Genomic DNA, 19,247 nt, shown 5'->3' with positions numbered 1-19,247 from the left:
TTGGTACGCCCCAAGCCCGCCTACTTGATGAGGCCCTGGGAGCGCAGTTTGTCGCGCACCTGGTCCTCGGTCATGCCGTACTTCTTGGCCGTCGTGGCAATGGCCTCCGGCGACATGGCTCCCTGCACGGCCGATGCCCGGCCGGCTTTCTCCCCTCGCGTGCGCTTCACTTCTGCGGTGTTGAACTTCACCAGCCCCTCGTCCACGTCCCTGATGTTGGGGTTGTCGGCCATGAACTCCTGGAAGCGCCGCTCCTTCTCCATATCCCGCTTCACGGTGTCCTTTTCTCCCGCATATCGGGCGGGGATGGTTTCCCCAAATGCCTTCTGCACCTTCACCGGGTCATAGTCGTACTTGGCCTTGGCGTTGTCCGCACCCGGTGTCTGCAGGATGCCGGCGCGCACAGCCCGGATCTGGGTGTCCGACATGCTGGGGTTTGACTCGCGCGCCATGGCCTCGCGCACATCTCGCAGCTCGCGCTTGTCCTGGAGCCGCTCGCGGCGGTCTTCCATGGCGATGCCGTGCGATGCGGCGGCACGGGCATCGGCCCCGGCGGCGCGGCGGTCGGCGTTGTCGGCGCGTCGTTCGCTACGGAGCTTCAAATTGTTGGTGAACTGGTCCTGGCTGATCTGGTATGCGAATTTGTAGTCAGCGCTCTTGAGCAACCCAGTGCGAAGCTCATCAATGGAGCCCATGGTCATTGGCGGCAATTCACTGCCGTCCGGCCGCACACGCTGCGCCACGACCTTCCCATCCTTGCCCAGCTCCACCCCGGTGAGTTTGTCCCCTGTGGGCAAGAACTTGTTGTAGTAGTCCACCACGCCCGAGGCATCGCCGGCATCCAGACGGGCAATGGTTTTGGTAATGGCTGCCTCGCGTTCCTTGCTTTCCGTCTGCAGCTTGATGTTGGCCATGGCGTAGTGCTCTTTCATGGCGCTCTCTGCTTCTTTGGCAAAGCCGGCGCCAGAGTAGCGCGCGATTTTTTGCTGCATGTTGGCCAGATAGTCATCGGCCGTGGCGGCACGCTCCTTTCCGTCCTCGCCCCGCAAGGAATCCTTGAATGACTGTCCAATTTCCTTGTCCAGCGCCTCGATGCCGTCCTCTCTGGCCCACTGCTTTTCCTCGCGGGCCTGGCGCTTTTCAGCATGCTGGCCCTGGCGGAACTGCTGACGCATCTGCAGGCCGCGCTCGGGGTCCGTGCGGCCGATCACGTCGGCCATGGCCAGCATGCGCGTGCTGTCCTGCTGCTCGCGGCTCAACGACCCCACCGAGCGCTCGCCCAGGAAGTCGGTCACACCCTGCATGGCGATGGTCTTTGTGTCGCCGGCATCGTTGCGCGCGACATAGGCCTTCTGGGCGTCGTCAAAGTCGATCTTGTAGCCCTTGGCGGCCAGGCCTTCCAGTTCCTTGCCCTGGTCGGCGGTATAGCCCGTGGACTCCACGGCTGTGGCACTGGCAATGCCTTTCAGCGCCTCTTTCTGCGCGGCCTGGTCCTGCACGTCGGCCATTTGCTGACCAGCGCGGTATGCGTCGAATATGCCCCGGGTGAATTGCTGCCCCTGTGCCAGGCCCGCAGCGAAGCCATTTCCCAAATTCATTGTTCGCACTCCTTCAATTCGCTGTCCAACTCCTGCACCCGGCGCGCCAGCTCGGCGCGGATGGTCTGCAGATTCACTCGGTACTGCACCACCTTGTCGGGGTGCAGCTGCTTGAGATAGGCGGCCTTGCCGTCGTCCCACCATGCGCTGCAGTGCAGGCACTCGGGCGCGCTGATGGCGCGGAAGGTGTCGTAGACGGCATTGCGCGGGGCGCCCACCTCCTGCAGAAACTGGAACACCTGGTCATGGCTCCAGTGCAGCAGCGGCAGCAAGACCTCGTAGGCATCGCCTGGGCCGCGGGCCGGCACCTGGCCGGTGTCGGCCAGCTTGGTGCCGCGAATCACCACCTCGATGCCATCGGCCAGCATGCGCTGGTGCATGGGCTGCATCAGGTTGGCCACGCAGCAGTCCATGCGGCCCACCAGCGGTGTGTCGCTCATGCCGTAGGCCCGGCCGATCCAGCTCGATTGCGCCGTGGTCACGTCGCTCGGGATGCCATGGGCAGCTTTCCAGGCGAGCACATCCGTCTGCACGGTGCGCAGATCCGGAATCCACGCGCGCACCTGCTCCACGACCGCGCGTGTTTCCGGGATGGTGTCGCCCGTGGACAGCCAGTAGACGGGCAGGCCCTGCTCCACCAGGGGGCGCAGCAGGTACAGGCATGCCAGAGAGTCCTTGCCCCCACTGAAATGCAGCGCAGCGCGCCGGCCGGCAATCGCCCGGCCCACGCTGGCGGCAATGTCTGCGGCCCGCATCAGAAGAACATGGCCGCAGCGGACATGCCAGCGCCCAAGATGGCGCCCGCCCCCGCGCCGCTGGTGGCCTGGGACTGCTGGTAGGCATTGGACTGCTGGCCCCACATGTTGGCCGCGCTGTTGCCAGCGTTGCCGGCCATGCCCGCCGCCTGGCCATAGCCAGAGTTCAGGCCAGCCAGGCCGGTATTGGCGATGTTCTGGCCCGAGGCGCCGTAGCCGGCCGTGGCCGCCGTCGTCTGCATGCCCATGGCGGGATAGCCGGCCAGCGCATTCGAGGCCCGGTCCGTCAGCGCCCGCCCTTCCGCACGCGCAGCGGTTCGGGCCGAGTTCTTGCCTGTCGCTGTGGCCAGCGCTTCACCGGCGGCCAGCGCATTGGACGCGGCACCATACTTTCCATCAGCGGGGTTGATGCCCATGCGGGCCATCTCTGCGCCCTGCGTGCGCTTGGCGCTTTCGTAGGCGTTGGAGACATCGGCAGCCGCCTGGCCCGCCAGCTCCTCGCGCTTGGCCTCCGTGTCGAAGGTGCGCGCATCCTCGATCATGGTGTCCTGCAGGCCCGTCAGCTTGTCGCGGCGCCCCAGCGCATAGTCGCGGTCGGCCTGAGACTGCTCCCACGCGGTGCGCGAGGTGTCGAGCGCGAACTGCGTCTGCTCCTTCTGCAGCGGCGCCATGTCGTTCGCGTTGCCGATGATCTGCTGGATCATGTCGTCCTGGATGCCTAGGTTTTTCACCTGGGCTTCGACCAGACGCGGATCGGGGGCGGGCGTGCTGCTGCCCTTGCCGCCTTCCATGGTCATCGATCCGCCGGGGCGCGGCGAGAACGCGCGCTCGGGCAAGAAATCGAACTCAGTCCTGTGCCAATGCGACATATCGGCAGTCCTCTCTTTTCATCACATACAGAATCACGTCGCCGCCGTCCGGGGCCGCGCGGCTCAGCCGCGCCTCGGGCACCCACCCAAGGTGCTCATTCAGGCGCCGGGCCGACGTGTTGCTCTCATTCACATAGCCGCTGATCCGTGAGCAGCCGCAGACCAGGAAGGGATAGCCGAAGCCTGCCCGCAGAAAGTCGCGGGTCATCCAGCGGCCGCCCTCCTCGCCGGCCAGGTGCACCCACATGTTGTGGCCGTTGAAGCCCTCGTAGATGGCCCCAGCCACAAGGGCGCCATGCCGCCTCAGACCGATGGCGCGCATCCCTTCGGAGGCCGCAAACCCTTCGATGCGCTCGCGCATGAACGGCAGCACCTCGTGCAGTTCATATTCCAAAGTGTGAGATCTCATGCCGTCCACAGTGGCAGGCTTGGCACGCATCAGGCCGGCGGCGTGGGCCAGACGACAGCCAGCGGGTCGGGCTGGTCGGTGATGTCGCGCAGGGCCTGACGGTAGGCAAGCCAGGGCTCCGGCACGGGCTCGCCTGTCTCCTGGGCGCGCAGCGTCACCCAGTCGCAGGCGGCCAGGCGCCTGTCCCGTTCCGCCCGCACGGCGGACCAAGCCTGCCCCAGGTCGATGACCCAGCCCCGGCTGGCCACGTCGAAGCGGTGGAACGAGCTGGGCGCCGCCGGCACGGCCACCAGGCCACCGTCCCAATAGAAGGCGTTCGGGTCCGGCACGGGATACGGCACGCGGCGCAAGCTCCCATTCGCCCCGGGCATGTCCTTGAGGTGGCGAAACGGCGCGCTGCCCGAGCGCAGGATGCGGCCGGCTCCGTCGATCTCGATAAAGTGAATCACCGGCGCCCTCCCGTGGCCACGATGTTGGACAGGAAGACCGTGACCGTCTCGCCGGGGCCGGCCCGCGCCATGAGCCGGTAGGAGGTCCAGCCGGACGGCGGGCTGCTGTCGAAGCAGCTGTTGTGCGCCGAAGTCCGGTAGCCGTTGGGCATCGACGTGCCGGTGTACTGCAAGCCAATATCGCCCCGGTATATGGTGAGGCTCAGGCTGCCGTTGCTGTTCACGGGCATGGCGTTCACCAGGGCGATGACCACCACGCCGGAGCCGCCAGCGGCGTTGTTCACCCAGGCCGAACACAGCTCAACCTCTCTATCGCCGTAGATCGTGGTCATTCCTCCTGCCCCGCTGGCCATGGACGTGACCGAGCCGCCCGCGATCTGCAGCGTGCCAATGGCCGCCTGGCCGATGTAGGCCGTGCCGATGGCCGCTGTGTCCATGAACACGCCGATGTTGTTGGACGTGATGCGCTGCAGCCGGTTGATGAAGTCGCTGGTGTTTATCGTCGTGCCGTCCGGAAACGCCACGGTGTCGCCGATGCGGGCCTTGTCCTTGGTGGCCAGCGGCCCCAGGCCATTGACCTGGGCGGCCTTGAGATTGCGCAGCCATTGCGCGTCCAGGCCGTTCGCGTCCAGGATGACGTTGCCCGCGTTGTCGCGCACGGTGAGGCCGCGCGTGTCCACCTTGCGGGCCGCCACTGTGCCGTCCACCAGCAGGTCGCCGTTGAGCACGGCGGCGGGGATCACCCAGGCCGCGCCCATCCAGTGCCGGGTCTGCGTGAAGCCGGCGCCGTTGCTGATGGTCACGGCATCGCCCACGATCAGGTGGTTGGTGTTGGGCGCACTGCCGCTGTTGCCCAGGGCCTGCCAGACGGCCTGGCGCGCGGTGGCATCGCTCCAGAAGCTGCCGCTGGCGGACAGCAGCACCGAGCCGCGCAGGCCGTCCACGAGCTTCTTGCCCAGGCCGTCGATGCGCATGTTTCCCTTGAGGTAGACGTTGCGCTGCAGATATATGCCATCGCCATCGACGCCGAACACCACGTCCTCGGGCCGCGGCGTGCTCATCTGGCCGGCGTTGTAGCTGGGGGAGACGATGGCGAACTTGTCCGCCATGATGATGAAGGCGCTGGAAGTCTTGCCGTTGACCTCCTCGGCCGCGATGCCGTAGCCGGCCAGGGCCCCGCCGGCCTGCACCTTGAGCGTGTACTGCGCGCGCAGGCCTTCGCTGTAGCCGGCCAGCACCGTCATCTCCTGCTCCAGCATGGCGCGGCCCGGCTTGCCGTCCTGGTAGTAGTTGCCCAGGGAGGCCTGCAGCTGCAGCACGTTGGTGGCCATGGCCCGCTGGCCGTCCGCGAACGCCGCCTGTGTGGCGCGCAGGCCTGCGCTGGCGTTGCGCAGGCTGGCAGTGACCTCGCGCACGGCCATGGCCAGGCTGCGCTCGTTGCTCTGCACCACGGTCTGCAGCTCGCGCACCTCGGCGCCGCGCTTGGCGGCCTCGTCGGCGATGGAGCGCAGCAGCTCGTCGCGGATCTCCTGCGCCAGGTGGTCGAAGCGGCTGGGGTCGTCCAGGGTCTTGGCCAGGCTCTTGAACAGGCGTGATTCGATGATGGATTGGGCGAAGCGCTCCACGGCCACCGTGGCCGACAGCCCGCCGCCCAGGTCGATGACGATCTCGCCCTCCCCCGGCGTCTTGTCGGTGGCCAGCAGCTGGGTGACGCCCTGCACCGAGCCCTGCAGGTCCAGCAGCTCGCGCAGGGTCACGCCGCGCTCGAACTCGTTGCCCCGGGCGCCGGAGCGCACTTCCAGGTGCTCGGTCACGGCCTGCATCCAGTTTGAAAGGGCCTTGTCCTGGACGTTGACCCGGGCCAGGGCCGGGAGGCGGGCCGCGCCCGTGTCGATCTTCTTGCGGTTGGTCATACGCTGCGCAGCTCCTCCGTGGTCGAGCACAGCACCACGCTGGTGACGCGGGCCGCGCCCTCGATCTCCACCTGGTGCTCCAGCCAGCGCCCGGGCGGCAGGCGCTGCGGCTGCAGGTCGGTGAACTGGGCCGTGTGCTGCAGCTGGCGGTCACCCCACAGGCGCAGCGTGATCGGGTGCTGGGCGTCCTGCAGGCCGTAGACCTTGGCCCAGGCCAGCGGCAGCTGCTGGCCCTGGGTGGCCAGGCCTGTGCGCCAGCGCGCCGTGCGCAGGGCATCGCCCGTGAAGCATTCCAGGATGTCCTGGCCGCGCGCCACGTACATGAGGTCGTTGAAGCGGTCCACCCAAACCGCCGTCACACCCGCGCTGCCCAGGTCGGTATGGCCCAGCTTGGCCCCGTCCTGCGCGCTGAACGCCAGGCAGCCGCCACCGGCCCCGGCGTAGAACAGGTAGTAGACGCCCTCGTGCTCGGCCGCGAACATGCTGGCCGGCTGCATGCGCTGCCAGTCCTGGCGCGCGATCAGCTGCCGCGTCACCACCTGCACGCCGCCCGGGCTGGCCAGGCACAGGCCATCGGGCGAGGCATAGAGCACGCCGCCCTGCACGGGCACGATGGAGCGGCGCGCGCTGCAGGACTGGTTGCTGTCGAGCTTGATGGCCGACATCTGCGCCGAGTGCGCGCCCGTCACGAAGTACGGATTGCCGGCCGTGCCCACGAACAGCGTCTGGTCGAACACGGCCATGCCCACGATGGGCCACTCGGTCGTGACCTGGTAGTCCACGGGCCAGGCGTAGGGGATGTAGGGCTCGCAGAAGGCCACGGTGTTGTCGATGAAGCCGGCCATGATGCCGTTGGGCATGCCCGTGAGCCCGCGCAGGTAGGGGTTGGCGCCCACGCTGGGCTTGTTGTCGCCCTCGTACTGGCTGTCCATGCGGTACGGGGGCGCGGCCCAGGTGAACTGCGGCTGCAGGCTGTCCAGCTCCTCGCCCTTCTTGTCATCGAGGAAGCTGGCCACGGAGATCTGCAGCTCCTGCACCAGCTGCCAGGCCGCCGCTGCGGCCGAGGCGTTGCTGCGGTAGATGCGCCACTTCACGACATGGCGCGCGGCATGCTGCTCGCCGGTCATGGCCTGGGGCCGCTGGATGGTCACGGTGTCGTTCTGGTCCACCTCCAGCATCTCGGAGATGGGCGACGGTTCGGACTCCTCGCCCCAGTCGGTCACGAAGGCCACGACGTAGAAGCGCGAGTCCACCACGCGCTCCACGGTCTTGCCGGCCAGGTCGGCCACGCCGCCCAGCTGGTCCAGCCAGGTGCCGATCACGGCCGTGTCGCCCGTGGCGGCGATGTACTGGCTGGCCAGCTGGGTCTGGATGCTGGACACCAGCGTGCTGCAGCGTTGCTGGATCTCGACCATGCGGGCATTCAGGCTGGCCGCCTGGGAGGTGGCAGCGGTCTTGCCTTCCGTGTAGGTGTCCAGGGCCTTGTAGTAGGCCTCCAGGTCGCGCCGGTACTGCACCCAGTCGGCGTGCTCGATGGCGTTGTTGTCGGAGTCGAAGTAGTACTGCGCGGCCTTGGGTTCGCTGGGCTTCACGGGCGCCGCGCCCGGCGTGGCCCAGGCCTTGGTCAGGCCCAGGTCGGCGAACTCCTTCACCAGCTTGTCCAGCTCGCTGCGCCAGTTGGCGCATTTGGTGCCCGGGGCCACGGCCTCCTCCACCAGGTCGGCCAGCTTGGCGGCCTGGTCAGCCGTGAGCACGGATTCACCGGAGCGCTCGCCGGCCGTTTCCGGAAACTCATGCTGCTGCAGCGCCTCCACCAGAGCGGGCCGGCGGAACGGGTAGCTGAACGGCATGGCGGCCAGTGGGATGGCCCAGCCGCTGGCGGTCTTGACAGCACCCAGGCGTGTAGTGTCCATCTCGCACGCAGCCGCGCGGGCCGCCGTGACCACTGCATAGAGGTTGCCAGCCGAGGCGCCAGAGCCTACTGCGGTGGACAGGGACAGGCCGTAGTTGGACGTGGCGCCGGCATAGGCCTTGCCGTTGGCATCCCAGCGGATGGCCTCCTGGTGGCCCTCGTGCTGGATCACCGTGGCCAGCAGATCTGCGCGCACCAGCTCGGCGAAGTCGCCATACAGCCAGGTCTTGGCCTCCTCGGTGGTGAACTCGTCCACCACCTGCAGCGTGACCGTGGGCTTGACCGGGCGCACCACGCCCAGCAGCCGGTCATTGCCGCGCACGTCCAGCGCACGCGGCGCTGCGCTGCCATCGTTGGTGGTCTGGTAGGTGCGCTCGGTGGCCTCGTCGTTGATCTGGCCCTTGACCAGGGACAGCTCCTGCACCCAGGAGCGGATGGGCGCGGCCGGGTTCTGCTGCACGGCGCCGCTGACATCGCGCGCGAAGCGGTGCAGCGTGCGGGTGCCGGCCAGACATGCCGAGTGGCGGCGGTCGGTAGCCAGCGGCCAGAACTCGGAGCTGGGCAGGAAGAGATTGAAGTGCTCCCGGGCGAAGCTCGCGCCCAGCGCGCGATCGGACACGCTGGGCGCCTCGCCCGGGAATGCGGACAGCTTGTAAGTGGTCATGCCCGCTACCCTGGCAGGCTTGGCACCAGCGCCCTACGCGGCCAGAGCCGGCACCTGGCCCGCCAGGATCTGCGCCGCGCGCTCATCGCTGTCCAGCAGGCCGTAAGCGCCCATCATGTTGATGAAGGTGACGGTGCGGGTGTCGCTCAAATCCACGCTGGTGCTGTCGCGGTAGGTGGCAATCCCCGTGCGCACGTCGGCGCGCTGGTCGATGGAAAGATCCTTGATCTTGGGATTGAAGGTCGCGAACTCCTGCACGTCGAAGTTGTCCAGGATGCGCTGCTCGCTCAAGGTCAGCAAGGCGCGAAACTGACCTGGCGTCAGCTCTGGTTGCGGATGCGGAACGATAAAAAAATCGGACGGATTCATCATGCCACCCTCAAAAACATGGAGGTATCTAGAGAAGGCCTATTCGGATATACCAACCCGACACAGGGAAAGACCCGATAAACATCCCGTGCACCAGCATTTGAATGAACAAGAACCAAATCCCTACTCACTTTCACACCAGCGCCAATGTAAGATGTACTGGCAGCAAAGGCCGAAATATCAACGCGCGCACCAAATGCTCGTTGCGTAAAATATGTGGTTGCAGAAGGAGCTGATCCTGAGCGCCCCACAAAATCAAGACAATAATTTCTATTCGGCTTTATCATTACCCCCCAAACACCCCATGAAATTACTTCACCAACGGGGTTTCCAGGGTAATATCCCTCGCCTGGCGTTGTCATGTTATTTGGACCCCAGGAAGCAACCAGCTTCATTTCAGAATCATACAAACGAACGTCCATGCAGTAGGTGTAAGCTCCAGAAGAGTAATACACATTATTTCCGTACACCAACCACAATTGCTGCGCATCATCCCACGTCATAGTCATTGCCGGCTGATAGCAAATAACATAAGGAGCAGAAAATACGCCGGTGTTTTTATCAAGTTGGTAAGCATACGTCCAAGTATTTGCTCCTGGCGCATAATTTGTCACACCCGCCATATTAAAAATGGCAAAGACATCCTTACCATTCCCAAATACTCCGCACAAATAAAAACTCGCGCTATTCGCTCCTGTTGCAGGCAAGCTGATAGGCGTCAGCGCCGCTCCCGAAGAACTTAGGCGATACAGATGATTGTTATTGGAAGCAGAGACACTGAGCGGCAAATTGACTCGCGTGGCCCAGAACTCCCCGTTCACGTAGTCGAGTCTGCACGGATAGGTAACGCTCCCAAGCAGGCCCGCCTGCGCTGGTGTCAGCGTTCCATTCCATGATGCAAAATTGTCAGTTGAACGTATCACTGTGCCATCGCGCGCCATCGCCAACCACACACCATTGCCATCTGTAGCGATAGACCACGCATAGCCGGCCGCACTGGCAAGCTTTCCGCGCGAGACCCAGTTGTCTCCTGCATCTGTAGACACGAATATGGTGCTGTCGAAAGCGACAGCTACCACTGTATTTTTTCCGTCGCTTGCCATGTCGCCAATAGGCATTGGAAGCGGCTGACTGGCTTTTGCCGCCATGTTCCCAACAGGTTTTAGGTGGTTGGGAACTCCAGGAAAAAGTGAAGCGCGCGCCAGAACCCCGGCTCGCAGATAGGTTTTACCCTGCGTTTTTTGGATGCCGAATGCATCTGCCACGTCGGGCAAAAGGTTGACACTGCCAATAGGTGGCAGGCTGTTCACTCCCAGCAAGTCGCTCAGACTCTGATTCATTATTCCATCTCCCATCGGCCAATCTGCACACAACGAAAACTCAGCTCACCGGGCAAATTGAAATCGGCATCCAGACCGACATTCATGCCCATCAGCAAATCGGCGCCTTGCGGATTGATCGTCAATGTGTTGTTTCCAAAACTCTTGCCGTAGTCGCGCACCCCGAAACGCAGGTCCACAGCGGAGGCGGCAGGCGCGAGCAGCGTCACCGGGCCTGCCGCCGTGTTGACGCGCGTGATCTGGCCCACGGGCAAGGCCGCGCCGTTGTTCGCGGGCGTGAGCACGGTCGTGCTCGATGACAGGCCCGCGCCATCGGCAGCCGGGCCGAGGCGCCGCCATTTGCCGCCGCTGCCGTCATCGAACCAGGCGTATTCAATCCAGGCGCGGCTGTCCGAGGTGTTGACCCAGGTGTCTCCTGGCGCGCCGCCCGCTGGCTCTGCGTCGGAGAAGGTTCGCAGCTTGAGCCGGCCATCGAGCGCGCCCTGCAGGCCCGCCACCGTGCTGATGGCCTGCGTGCCTGTGTGCGTGCTGCGGTCGCGCAGCTGGGCGTCCGTGGCGTTCTTGGTGGCCTGCGCGGCCACGCCGTCCAGCTTGGCCTTGTGCTCGGCCGTGAAGTCCTCGGCAGACAGGCCCTTGCCCGCCGCCTTGTCCACCTTGTTGGCCAGAGCCGCCTGCTGCGCGGTGCTCACGGGCTTGTCCACGTCGGCCGTGTTGTCCACGTTGGGCAGGCCCACCATGGCCTTACTGATACCCGACACAGTGCCCGTGAAGGTTGGGTTGTCCTTGGGCGCGCGCGCATCGAGGGCGGCCTGCAGGCCCGTGATGGTGCTGATCGCCTGAACGCCGGTATGCGTGGTCCGGTCGCGCAGCTGCGCGTCCGTGGCGTTCCTGGTGGCCTGGACGGCGATGCCCTCCAGCTTGGCCTTCTCGGCGTTGGTGAAGTCGTTGGCGCTCAGGCCCTTGCCGTCTTCGCGGTCCACCTTCACGCCCATGCCGCCGGCGGTCAAGCGCAGCTCCAGCAGATCGCCGGCCACATAGGCGCGCGGCGCCGTGCCTTCCTGGCCGCGCAAGACTGTGAGCCGGCATTCACCGATGACCGAGTTGTCCACGGCCGTGATGTGCAGGACCTCGTAGTCCGACTCCAGCGAGCCGCTGCGCTTGTAGGCTGTGAGCACATACCAGGAGCCCGGCTCCGGGTTGCGCAGTACGCCGGCCGCGCCATCGGACACGCGCAGCACGCCATAGTCCAGCTCGGTGGCCGGGGCGCCTGTCTGCGGCGCCGAGCGCACGTCAGCAATGAACTGCGTCTGGAAGTTGTTGAGGAACAGCTGCGGCATTTCTATTTTTCCTTGATGGGCACGATCAGTTCCACCTCCTTGGTGCGGCCGTCGTTGGTCGTGGCGGCCACGCTGATCTGGTACTTCTGGCCATCGGCGCCGCCCGCGTAGATCCAGACCTTCACGCGCTGGCCCACGAAGGCATAGGACGGCGGCATGGGCATGGCCGGCCGCACCTTGAGTTCGACGGAAACAATCTCGTCGCCTGGCGGAAACCAGTCAGCAAACTCGATGTCGTAGTCCTGCGTGTCTGCAGGCTGCATGGGGGACGCACGGAACATGCTCTGCCCTTGGTCGGTAACGTAGAAGGTGGTCATTCCTGCGGGCACGAGGAAGGTTCGGGATTCGGGCGCTGCCTCATCGAAGGGCAGGCGCCTGTGCACGGCCGGGTCGATGTCGATAAAGGCCACGCCCTGGGCCGCGAGCGGCGCGCGCACCAGGCGGTGCGGATCGACGGCGCCGCGCGCCAGGCCCTGGGTCAGCACAGCCAGCCGCGCCTCGACGCGGCCCTGGGTCACGATGAAGGCCTGGCCCTTGCCGTCCACGGGCGAGCGCAGCCAGCGGCGCACGTAGATCTGCCCATCCGCCTTGCCGCGCGCCGCCGGCGCCGACTGGACAGGGCCACGACGCAGCAGGTGCGTCTGGGGGGCGAACTGTGCCTGTGTGACGGCCGCCACGGGAGTGCGTGCCAGCACATGGGCATTGACGGTGGCCCGGGCCGTGGCCTTGGCCACCACGCGCCCGTAGACCGGCGGCAGCGTGACCTTGAGGACCGCGCGGCCGGTGGCGGCCAGCAGGCTGCGGACGTGAATCCGGCCCAGCACGCCCTCCACGGCCGCCCGCGCCACGGAGTCCGCCGAGAGCTTGGCGTGCACACGGCCCAGCGGGCCTGTCAGTGCAGCAGCGGGGGCCGAGTGCACCACGGCATAGGCGAGCACGCGCCCGCCCACTCGGACGCGGGCATATCCCTTGGCGTCCACGCGGATGCGCACCACGGGGTCGGCTGACCGGCCGTTGAGTGCGAACCCGTTGAGAGCGCCCCGGTTCATGGCTTACAGCAGCTGCAGCGTGAAGTCGCCGGTCAGCGCCTGGCTGTCCACCACGAACACGTCGTTGATCTGCAGCGTGCGCGGCGACGGCAGCGGCTCGGAATACATGAGGGTGGCCGTGCCATCGGTGGCAGAGTCACCCTCCATGATCCCGATGTGTGTGACCGTGACCTGGGCGCCTGTGACGGGCGGGAACTCCGCACGCACGGCGTTGTAGGTGGCGCCGTTGTTGGGCGCGGCAAAGGCGCCCGTGGCCACGCGCTGATACCACGGTGCTGCCACCTCGGTGCCGGCGGTGAAGGCGTCGGTGGGGTCGGCCGTGAACAGGGCGAAGTAGGCGTTGCGGATGGCCGGGAAGGCCTGCTTGCGCAGCGTGGCGCTGATGATCGCGTTGGCGAGGGATGTGCTGAAACCAGCCATGTCGGCTCCTTTGGCTTCGAGCACTCCAGCGCCCAGATGAAAGATGCCCGCCAGGATGGCAGGCTTGGTTCACTTCTGGGCCACGGCCGTGGTGGCCGCAGCCTGGGCCTGAATACCCAGCGCCTCGTTGTAGAGGGCGCGGTGCGCCGCCGCGATGGTGGCGTTGCCCCCGAACTCGGCATCGATGGACCAGGCCCGGAACAGCACGAAATGCCGCAGCGCGTCCATCCAGCGCTCAGGGACCGAGGGCGTGCCGTTCTCATCTCCCAGATCCACAGCCGCGACACCCACCACCGCCCGCACCTTGGTGCCTGCTGCCACGGGCGGATAGACCAGGAATTCCTGCGGCGTGCCCAGGTCGTGCATGTAGTGCTGCACCTCGCGGCCCGGGGAGCCCGAGCGCCAGGCGCCGGCCACGGCGTCCAGCACCCACAGGTCGGTCTTGGTGATGCGCCGCTGCGTGGCGTTGGCGTTGTTCGTGATGTCGATCAGCGTGAGCACGTCGGCCGGCAGCTCCTGCCGCCACCCGGCGGCCAGCACCAGGTCGCGCGGCTGGGCCATCTGGTCCGGCCGCTGCTCGGCAAAGGCGCGCTGCGCGGCGTTGAACCAGTCCAGCAGATCCGCACGGGTCCAGCGAATGTGCCCCTTGTCCTGCAGGTCGCGCGCTGCATCGTCCAGCAGCTGGGCCACGGTCAAAGCCATGACGCCCTCCCCCGCGAGCCGCGGCTGGTGTTGGAGCGCCACACGTCGGCCGTGGCGTCATCCATGGCGCGCTGGAAGAACGCCAGAGCCACGCCGGCCTGGTCGGGCTTGTAGTAGTCCGTGCCCTCGGTGGCCAGCAGCTCGGCCTTGGCGCCCTCGCGGATGGCCTCATGGTAGAGCGAGGCCACCTCGTCGGGCACGCTGTTGCCGCGCAGGGACGGCATCAACGAGGTGTAGACCTGCAGCCGGCCCGCGCTGCCCGTGCGTACGGTGAACTCGCGCAGGTTCGTCGTGACCAGGTAGGCCTTGCCGCGCAGCTCGTTCTGCCAGGGATCGGCAGGCAGGTCGCGCGCCTTGGCCACCTCCAGCGGGCGCCCGGCCAGTGTGGCGCGCTCCAGGCGCAGCAACTCGGCGCCCTGGGGCAGCTCGAAGGTGTATTCGGCGAAGGCCTCGCCGGTCACGTCCGTAGGCTCCAGCCACTCCTGCCAGGCGCGCGTGGCCTTGAGGAAGGTGCGCGCGGCGCGGTTCAGCGCCATATGGATGAGCGGTACCGGCGCCTTGGGAGCGGCCAGAACCAGCTCGGGCATCCAGTTCTCCCAGGAGGCCATGGTGCGATCAGCCGGTCACGTTGGAAGCGCGCGATGCCTTGCGCACGCGGCCGGTGGGCGCAGAGTCGGATTCCTGAGGCATGCCGGTGCCGCCGTCCAGGATATCGTCGTCGTCCTGGCCCACGCCGGGCGAGAAGGTGCCGCGCGAGGACGGGGCCTTGCCGTCCAGGGCCGCGCGGCGGGCTTCGCGCTCGGCGGCCAGGCGCTGGAATTTCTGCTCGGCCTCGAAGTCCTCTTCGGTCTGGAAGTTGCCGGCGCGCAGATGCTCGGCATGGGCCTCGTTTTCGACCTCGCAGGCCAGCGGCTTGCCCTCGAAAACATAGGTGGCGCCCTTGACGCGCACGATCAGGGTTCCGTCCTTGCGTGCGGGCAGCGAAGTGAACAGCTTCATGGTTTGGTTCTCCGTGGTTCAAAAAGCCCCGGTAGCGGATGCCACCGGGGGAAAGCCCCTTGCGGGGCGCGCACACGCGGTCAGGCGTTCGTGTAGATCAGGTCCAGGGCGAAAAGGCCTGCGGCCGTGCCCGCGCCTGTGACCTTGAGGACGATGCGGCGGTCTTCGTCCTTGGGCACCAGCTTGGCAAAGGCTGCGGGCACCAGGTGCACATAGCCGCCGGCCGCGCCCGCGTCGTTGTCTGTCACCCAGGCACCGCCGCCGTCGTCGGCCGCAGCGCTGATGTCGCCCGCCGCATCCGCCAGGCCAATGGAGGCCTTGAAGCCAGCGCCCAGGGCGGCAGGCACGCGGATGAACAGGGACACGGGCAGCGTGCCGGCGGGCAGGATGCCGATGACGCCACGGGCGCCGACTGCATGGTCTGCCACGGCCAGGGGCTGGCCGAAGCGCGAGCGCACCAGCTCGGAGCCGCCGGGGGTGATGGGGGCCTGATGGCCTGCGGCCACGGCACTGAGTTGCTTGAAAGCCATGTCTGACTCCTTCTATTCGGTGGTGTGGATCAGCGCGAGGCGGCGGCGGTATCGACGCCGTACACGCCGTGGTCCTGCTTTTCGCCTTCGACCTCGAAGACGGTCTTCTTCACACCGAAGATGGACGACGTGGTGATGATGACCTGGTTGCCACGGTCGGCGGTTTCCTCGTGCCAGCCGTAGCGCATGCCGGTGCCGGGCGAGCCGAAGGCGATCACGCCGGCCTGGGCACCCATGAACAGAGCGCGCGCCGTCTCCAGGTCTCCCGTGGCGCCATGCGTGTTGTGGCGAATCACGTTGCGGTGCGAGTGCAGGATCACGTTGCGGTACATGCCCAGCGCGCTCTTGAACAGCGGCGACTTGAAGCCCACGGACGCCGCTGCAGCCTTTTGCAGGTCCAGCCAGCCGCCCGTGCCGGTTTCCTTGCGCAGGTCATCTTCCTGGAAGGTGTGCATGACCATGACGAACACTTCCTCGCCATCGACCACGCAGGGCTGCATGACGGGGATGTTGGTGGCGCCACCGCCCTGGCTGTCAGCACGCACGCGGGCACGGTCCACCACAGACAGCGACATCTTGTCGGTCGCGTCCAGGTTGGTCACCGCAGTGGCGTCACCGCCGAACAGGTGCTGGTTGGTCGTGGGCGCCGTCAGCGGGTTCTTGGCACGGCCCTGGTAGCCCATCGGGAGGATGAAGTTGGCGTTGATACCGCGCGAGCCCGACAGGTAGGTGAAGGTCAGCTCGTCCTGGAAGCGGCCCCACCAGCTGGACTGCTGCTGCTTGGCGCGCATGCGCAGGTCGTGCAGCGTGCGCTTGCGCGACATGCGGCCGCCCGTGTTGACGCCGGCACGCGCCTGGTCGATGTACAGCTCATCGGTGTAGAAGCGCTGGCCCTCTTCCTTGCCTTCCAGCACATCGTCGCCTTCAACAGGCGCCATGCGAAGCTCGGCCAGCAGGTCATAGCTGATGAGGTCGCCAGCTTCGGATTCCAGATCCGTCAGCAGCTGGAGGGGGGTCTTGGCGCCCTGGCCCACGGCCGCGAAACGCTTGCCGAAGTACGAGGCCTGCGACACATCGAGTGCCAGGTTGCCGGAAAAGCGCTTGACGGCGCGGGGGCTGTTCACGCCCACCACTGTTTTGCCCATAGGAGTGCTCCTGTGTGGTAGCGAGCACTCCAGCGCCCCGGTTGAAAAATGTTCCAGCCCTCAAGATGGCAGGCTTGGTACGGGCCGCATCACGGCCGGTGTCTTTTTGACGGTGGTTTCAGGGGCAGCCATCACGACCATGCGCGCGGCCTGCCCCTTCTTGAATTCCAGCTGGATGCGGGCGCCGCCCACCTCCAGCACATCGCCCATGCGCAGCTCCACGAAGATGCGGCGCGCGTCGGGGGTAGAGGAAGTGGACAGCATGGTGGCGTCAGCCCAGGCGGTTGTAGCGATCACGCTTTTCCTCGGACATGGCGGCAAGCGCGCGCTCGTAGGCCAGGCCCTCCAGCTTGTCCAGCTCGGCGAACTCGTCGCTCACGGGATCGGCATCGCCCGCGCCGCCGGGCACGTCGGCCAGGTTGGTGACCACGGCCGAGGCGTCAGGCTTGCGCCGCACATCCGCCGGCTTCTTGGTTGTGGCAATGCCATGCAGAGCCACGACGCGGCGGTGCCCTTCTTCCAAGAACCAGCGCATGGGCTTGTGCTCGTTGCCGGGCGCCGCGCCCAGCGCGCGCACCATGGCGTCCAGGTCGGCCTGCTTGGCCGCGTCCTTGCGGTAGTCCACGATGCCCAGCTCTGCGCTTTTGGCAGCTTCCTCGAAGAAGGTGTTGATGGTGTTGTTCCAGGCCTGGTGCGTGGACTGCTGCTGCATCTCGGCCGACACCGTGGCCCGCGTCTTCATGTCGCGCAGCTGGTCGCGCTCGTCCTGCAGCCGGTCAAGCTCCGCGTCCAGCTCGGCCTGCTCCAGCTCGCCCTCGTTGAACTTGGCCCGCGCGGCGGCCACGGCGTCCTTGTTGGCCTTCACCTGGGCGTCGTAGTCGGCGGGCAGCTCTGCACGGTAGCCGCTGGGCTGCTGCGCAGTCTGCGGATTCGGTGCCGGTGCTTCGGTCGGCTGCGTGGCATCGGTGGGTTCTGCGGGCGCTGCAGCAGGAGCGGCTGCAGGCGCTGCAGCGGGCGCAGCGGTGGTGTCGGTGGGTTCGGTGGCCGTGCTGGGCTCGGGCTTGCTCTTGCCGGTATCAGCTGCGTCGTCGTCGCCCTCCTCTTCCTCTTGCGCATCGAGGGGGCCGCGCCCCAGGGCAGCCAGCGCGGCAGCGTTGTCTTCCTCAGGGTCGTAGTCGTTTTCGTCGGCTTCCATGGCCTCGCGCTCGGCGTCGGACAGGAGGCGCAGGTGGTCGTCGTTCAAGCTCATGTGTGCGTCCTTTCGTGGTTTGGATCACGGCAGGGTGGCAGGCTTGGTACGAAAAAAAGCCTACACATTTAGTGTAGGCACGGCTAAACGGAAATTGATTTTGACTCTACGCTATCGCCCTATCGGCAACTGTGTCGGGCTCGATTCTTTTGCCTTTGGCTGCAAATTTAAAACAGCTTTAGGAATTTCATAGGACTGTCCATTAAGGACGTTTTTCAAAAGAGTCACAGCCGCATCAGAGTATTTTCGAGTTTTGCTAGTTTCAGCCTGACCAGTCTTTATAGCAACATGATAAATATTATCGAACGATTTAAGATCAAACCCTTTCTCATCCTTGACCTTTTCCATCAATTCATTAACAAAGTACCAATGTTTCAGATCCAATTGCTTTGCCAACTGAGTGATAGTGTAAGGATGGTTGGCATTGGTCGAAGCCGGATCCCCAAGGTTTGTCACGCCAAAAAGCTTCCCAAAAGATTCTTCATTGGCAATAGCATGCTCTAGCGCCTCATAATTAACTTGGACATTTTTAGTAGGAATATCAGAGCGAATCATGTTATGCATACGATGTGCAAGTGCTCTAAGCGCTTTCAGGTCCACCTTTTCCATTGTGCCACCCACACCAAAGGCTTCGTAAACCCAACGGAAATCGCTAGCTGTGATACTTTTAATCCTCACTGTAATATCTTCCCCAACCTCAAGTACGTGCTCTTTGGCTGGTACTGAGGCATCTGTCACAGACTCGTCCCACTGGAGAATATATATATTCGGTATTAGCGCAGTAGTTGGAGTGAACATCCTGCTCATATCATATAATATATTTTTAATATTCTGATCTGTTGCGCTGTAACCAATAAACAATAATGGATGCTCAGCAAAATACGTGAGTAATTTTGCGCTCAAGTACTTCTTATCCCTGTTAAATACATCATAGTCATCCTCAGTCAACACCAGGGATTCCGATTCAGTAATACATCCATGTATCTTGAATATCTCCCCGACGACTAAAGATGATTGCCGATATACTCGTTGGCCCACCACAACTTCATAATTCGGAAACAGGGCCTCAAGAAGAACATCATAATTAGTTGTAATTATTGAATGCGGCCCCAAGCCCTTTAGAGCAATCATCTCATTCTCCAAGGCGGCGCTTAATTCCTTTGTATTAAGCTTCTCCAATATCCTTGCCGCTTGGTATTTTATATAGGCATCCTTAGGCACATTCGGCCCAAAAAGCTCAGGCGGGAAATATTCACGCCCCTCCTTAGTCCAGGCCCATTCAAAGTACTCATCTGCCAGATGAGTTCCCACCAGACTCAACTCACCCGCATACCTCTGATTGTAGTAAGCAAAATCCTTGTCGATGGCAGGGCATGCCTTGGCAAGCTGCCCTAAAAGTGCCGGCCAACTCGGTCCATGCGCATACCGCTGTGAGAATCCACTCCCAATAAAAAGAATTGGCTGACACTGCAAACTCTGCAAAATTTCAGCGATGTCTTCTTTAATCTCTTCCTGGTACTGAGCAAAATTGGTCATCG

The 19,247-nt window shown here is 64.7% G+C and carries 20 protein-coding genes; all 20 read right to left on the bottom strand.

Annotation, left to right across the window (positions count from 1 at the left end):
- Nucleotides 1-20 precede the first annotated feature (20 nt).
- The 20 genes from ACF8ML_RS21775 to ACF8ML_RS21680 all read right to left on the bottom strand — a co-directional run bounded on the left by ACF8ML_RS21775 (nt 21) and on the right by ACF8ML_RS21680 (nt 19,245).
- Nucleotides 21-1,598 carry a hypothetical protein gene (locus ACF8ML_RS21775; protein ID WP_392407954.1) on the bottom strand — a complete coding sequence of 526 codons (1,578 nt, stop codon included), beginning with the start codon at nt 1,596-1,598 and terminating at the stop codon, nt 21-23.
- On the bottom strand, nt 1,595-2,353 hold the full coding sequence (locus tag ACF8ML_RS21770; RefSeq protein WP_392407953.1) for a phosphoadenosine phosphosulfate reductase family protein: 759 nt from the start codon (nt 2,351-2,353) through the stop codon (nt 1,595-1,597). Before ACF8ML_RS21770 ends, ACF8ML_RS21775 begins: the two co-directional genes overlap by 4 nt.
- Nucleotides 2,353-3,222 carry a hypothetical protein gene (locus tag ACF8ML_RS21765; protein ID WP_392407951.1) on the bottom strand — a complete coding sequence of 290 codons (870 nt, stop codon included), beginning with the start codon at nt 3,220-3,222 and terminating at the stop codon, nt 2,353-2,355. Before ACF8ML_RS21765 ends, ACF8ML_RS21770 begins: the two co-directional genes overlap by 1 nt.
- The gene (locus tag ACF8ML_RS21760; RefSeq protein ID WP_392407950.1) at nt 3,200-3,616 is read right to left on the bottom strand and encodes a GNAT family N-acetyltransferase; all 417 of its coding nucleotides are present in this window, start codon (nt 3,614-3,616) and stop codon (nt 3,200-3,202) included. Before ACF8ML_RS21760 ends, ACF8ML_RS21765 begins: the two co-directional genes overlap by 23 nt.
- A gap of 44 nt (nt 3,617-3,660) precedes the next feature.
- Nucleotides 3,661-4,080 carry a tail fiber assembly protein gene (locus tag ACF8ML_RS21755; protein ID WP_392407948.1) on the bottom strand — a complete coding sequence of 140 codons (420 nt, stop codon included), beginning with the start codon at nt 4,078-4,080 and terminating at the stop codon, nt 3,661-3,663.
- Nucleotides 4,077-5,993 (bottom strand): DUF1983 domain-containing protein, encoded by a 1,917-nt coding sequence (locus ACF8ML_RS21750; protein WP_392407947.1) that lies wholly within the window; start codon nt 5,991-5,993, stop codon nt 4,077-4,079. The genes ACF8ML_RS21755 and ACF8ML_RS21750 overlap by 4 nt, the downstream gene beginning before the upstream one ends.
- The gene (locus ACF8ML_RS21745; RefSeq protein ID WP_392407946.1) at nt 5,990-8,569 is read right to left on the bottom strand and encodes a hypothetical protein; all 2,580 of its coding nucleotides are present in this window, start codon (nt 8,567-8,569) and stop codon (nt 5,990-5,992) included. The genes ACF8ML_RS21750 and ACF8ML_RS21745 overlap by 4 nt, the downstream gene beginning before the upstream one ends.
- A 33-nt stretch (nt 8,570-8,602) precedes the next feature.
- The gene (locus ACF8ML_RS21740) at nt 8,603-8,941 is read right to left on the bottom strand and encodes a hypothetical protein (RefSeq protein WP_392407945.1); all 339 of its coding nucleotides are present in this window, start codon (nt 8,939-8,941) and stop codon (nt 8,603-8,605) included.
- Nucleotides 8,938-10,278 carry a WD40/YVTN/BNR-like repeat-containing protein gene (locus ACF8ML_RS21735; protein ID WP_392407944.1) on the bottom strand — a complete coding sequence of 447 codons (1,341 nt, stop codon included), beginning with the start codon at nt 10,276-10,278 and terminating at the stop codon, nt 8,938-8,940. Before ACF8ML_RS21735 ends, ACF8ML_RS21740 begins: the two co-directional genes overlap by 4 nt.
- Nucleotides 10,278-11,615, bottom strand: a complete 1,338-nt coding sequence (locus ACF8ML_RS21730; protein WP_392407943.1) for a hypothetical protein — start codon at nt 11,613-11,615, stop codon at nt 10,278-10,280. The genes ACF8ML_RS21735 and ACF8ML_RS21730 overlap by 1 nt, the downstream gene beginning before the upstream one ends.
- Before the next feature lie 2 nt (nt 11,616-11,617).
- Nucleotides 11,618-12,664, bottom strand: a complete 1,047-nt coding sequence (locus ACF8ML_RS21725) for a hypothetical protein (RefSeq protein WP_392407942.1) — start codon at nt 12,662-12,664, stop codon at nt 11,618-11,620.
- Nucleotides 12,665-12,667: 3 nt separating this feature from the next.
- Nucleotides 12,668-13,084: a hypothetical protein gene (locus tag ACF8ML_RS21720; protein ID WP_034398312.1), complete on the bottom strand. Its 417-nt coding sequence runs from the start codon at nt 13,082-13,084 to the stop codon at nt 12,668-12,670.
- Nucleotides 13,085-13,153: 69 nt separating this feature from the next.
- Nucleotides 13,154-13,786, bottom strand: coding sequence for a DUF6682 family protein (locus ACF8ML_RS21715; RefSeq protein ID WP_392407941.1), 633 nt, complete (start codon nt 13,784-13,786; stop codon nt 13,154-13,156).
- Complete coding sequence (locus ACF8ML_RS21710; protein ID WP_392407940.1) at nt 13,777-14,373, bottom strand: hypothetical protein; 597 nt, start codon at nt 14,371-14,373, stop codon at nt 13,777-13,779. The genes ACF8ML_RS21715 and ACF8ML_RS21710 overlap by 10 nt, the downstream gene beginning before the upstream one ends.
- A gap of 28 nt (nt 14,374-14,401) precedes the next feature.
- Nucleotides 14,402-14,785, bottom strand: coding sequence for a hypothetical protein (locus tag ACF8ML_RS21705; protein WP_392407939.1), 384 nt, complete (start codon nt 14,783-14,785; stop codon nt 14,402-14,404).
- A gap of 80 nt (nt 14,786-14,865) precedes the next feature.
- On the bottom strand, nt 14,866-15,315 hold the full coding sequence (locus tag ACF8ML_RS21700; protein WP_126313070.1) for a hypothetical protein: 450 nt from the start codon (nt 15,313-15,315) through the stop codon (nt 14,866-14,868).
- Between the two features lie 29 nt (nt 15,316-15,344).
- Entirely contained in the window at nt 15,345-16,460 is a 1,116-nt protein-coding gene (locus ACF8ML_RS21695) for a N4-gp56 family major capsid protein (protein ID WP_392407938.1), read from the bottom strand.
- Between the two features lie 60 nt (nt 16,461-16,520).
- Nucleotides 16,521-16,757 carry a hypothetical protein gene (locus ACF8ML_RS21690; protein WP_392407937.1) on the bottom strand — a complete coding sequence of 79 codons (237 nt, stop codon included), beginning with the start codon at nt 16,755-16,757 and terminating at the stop codon, nt 16,521-16,523.
- Complete coding sequence (locus tag ACF8ML_RS21685; protein WP_392407935.1) at nt 16,732-17,709, bottom strand: hypothetical protein; 978 nt, start codon at nt 17,707-17,709, stop codon at nt 16,732-16,734. Before ACF8ML_RS21685 ends, ACF8ML_RS21690 begins: the two co-directional genes overlap by 26 nt.
- A 111-nt stretch (nt 17,710-17,820) precedes the next feature.
- Nucleotides 17,821-19,245 (bottom strand): SIR2 family protein, encoded by a 1,425-nt coding sequence (locus ACF8ML_RS21680; RefSeq protein WP_392407934.1) that lies wholly within the window; start codon nt 19,243-19,245, stop codon nt 17,821-17,823.
- Between the last annotated feature and the right edge of the window lie 2 nt (nt 19,246-19,247).

It is taken from the genome of Delftia sp. WSY_10 (assembly GCF_043104705.1).
GTDB classification, from domain to species: Bacteria; Pseudomonadota; Gammaproteobacteria; order Burkholderiales; family Burkholderiaceae_C; genus Comamonas; species Comamonas tsuruhatensis.
Note: the sequence above shows the minus strand (reverse complement) of the source record. Positions and strands in the feature narration are given on the sequence as shown.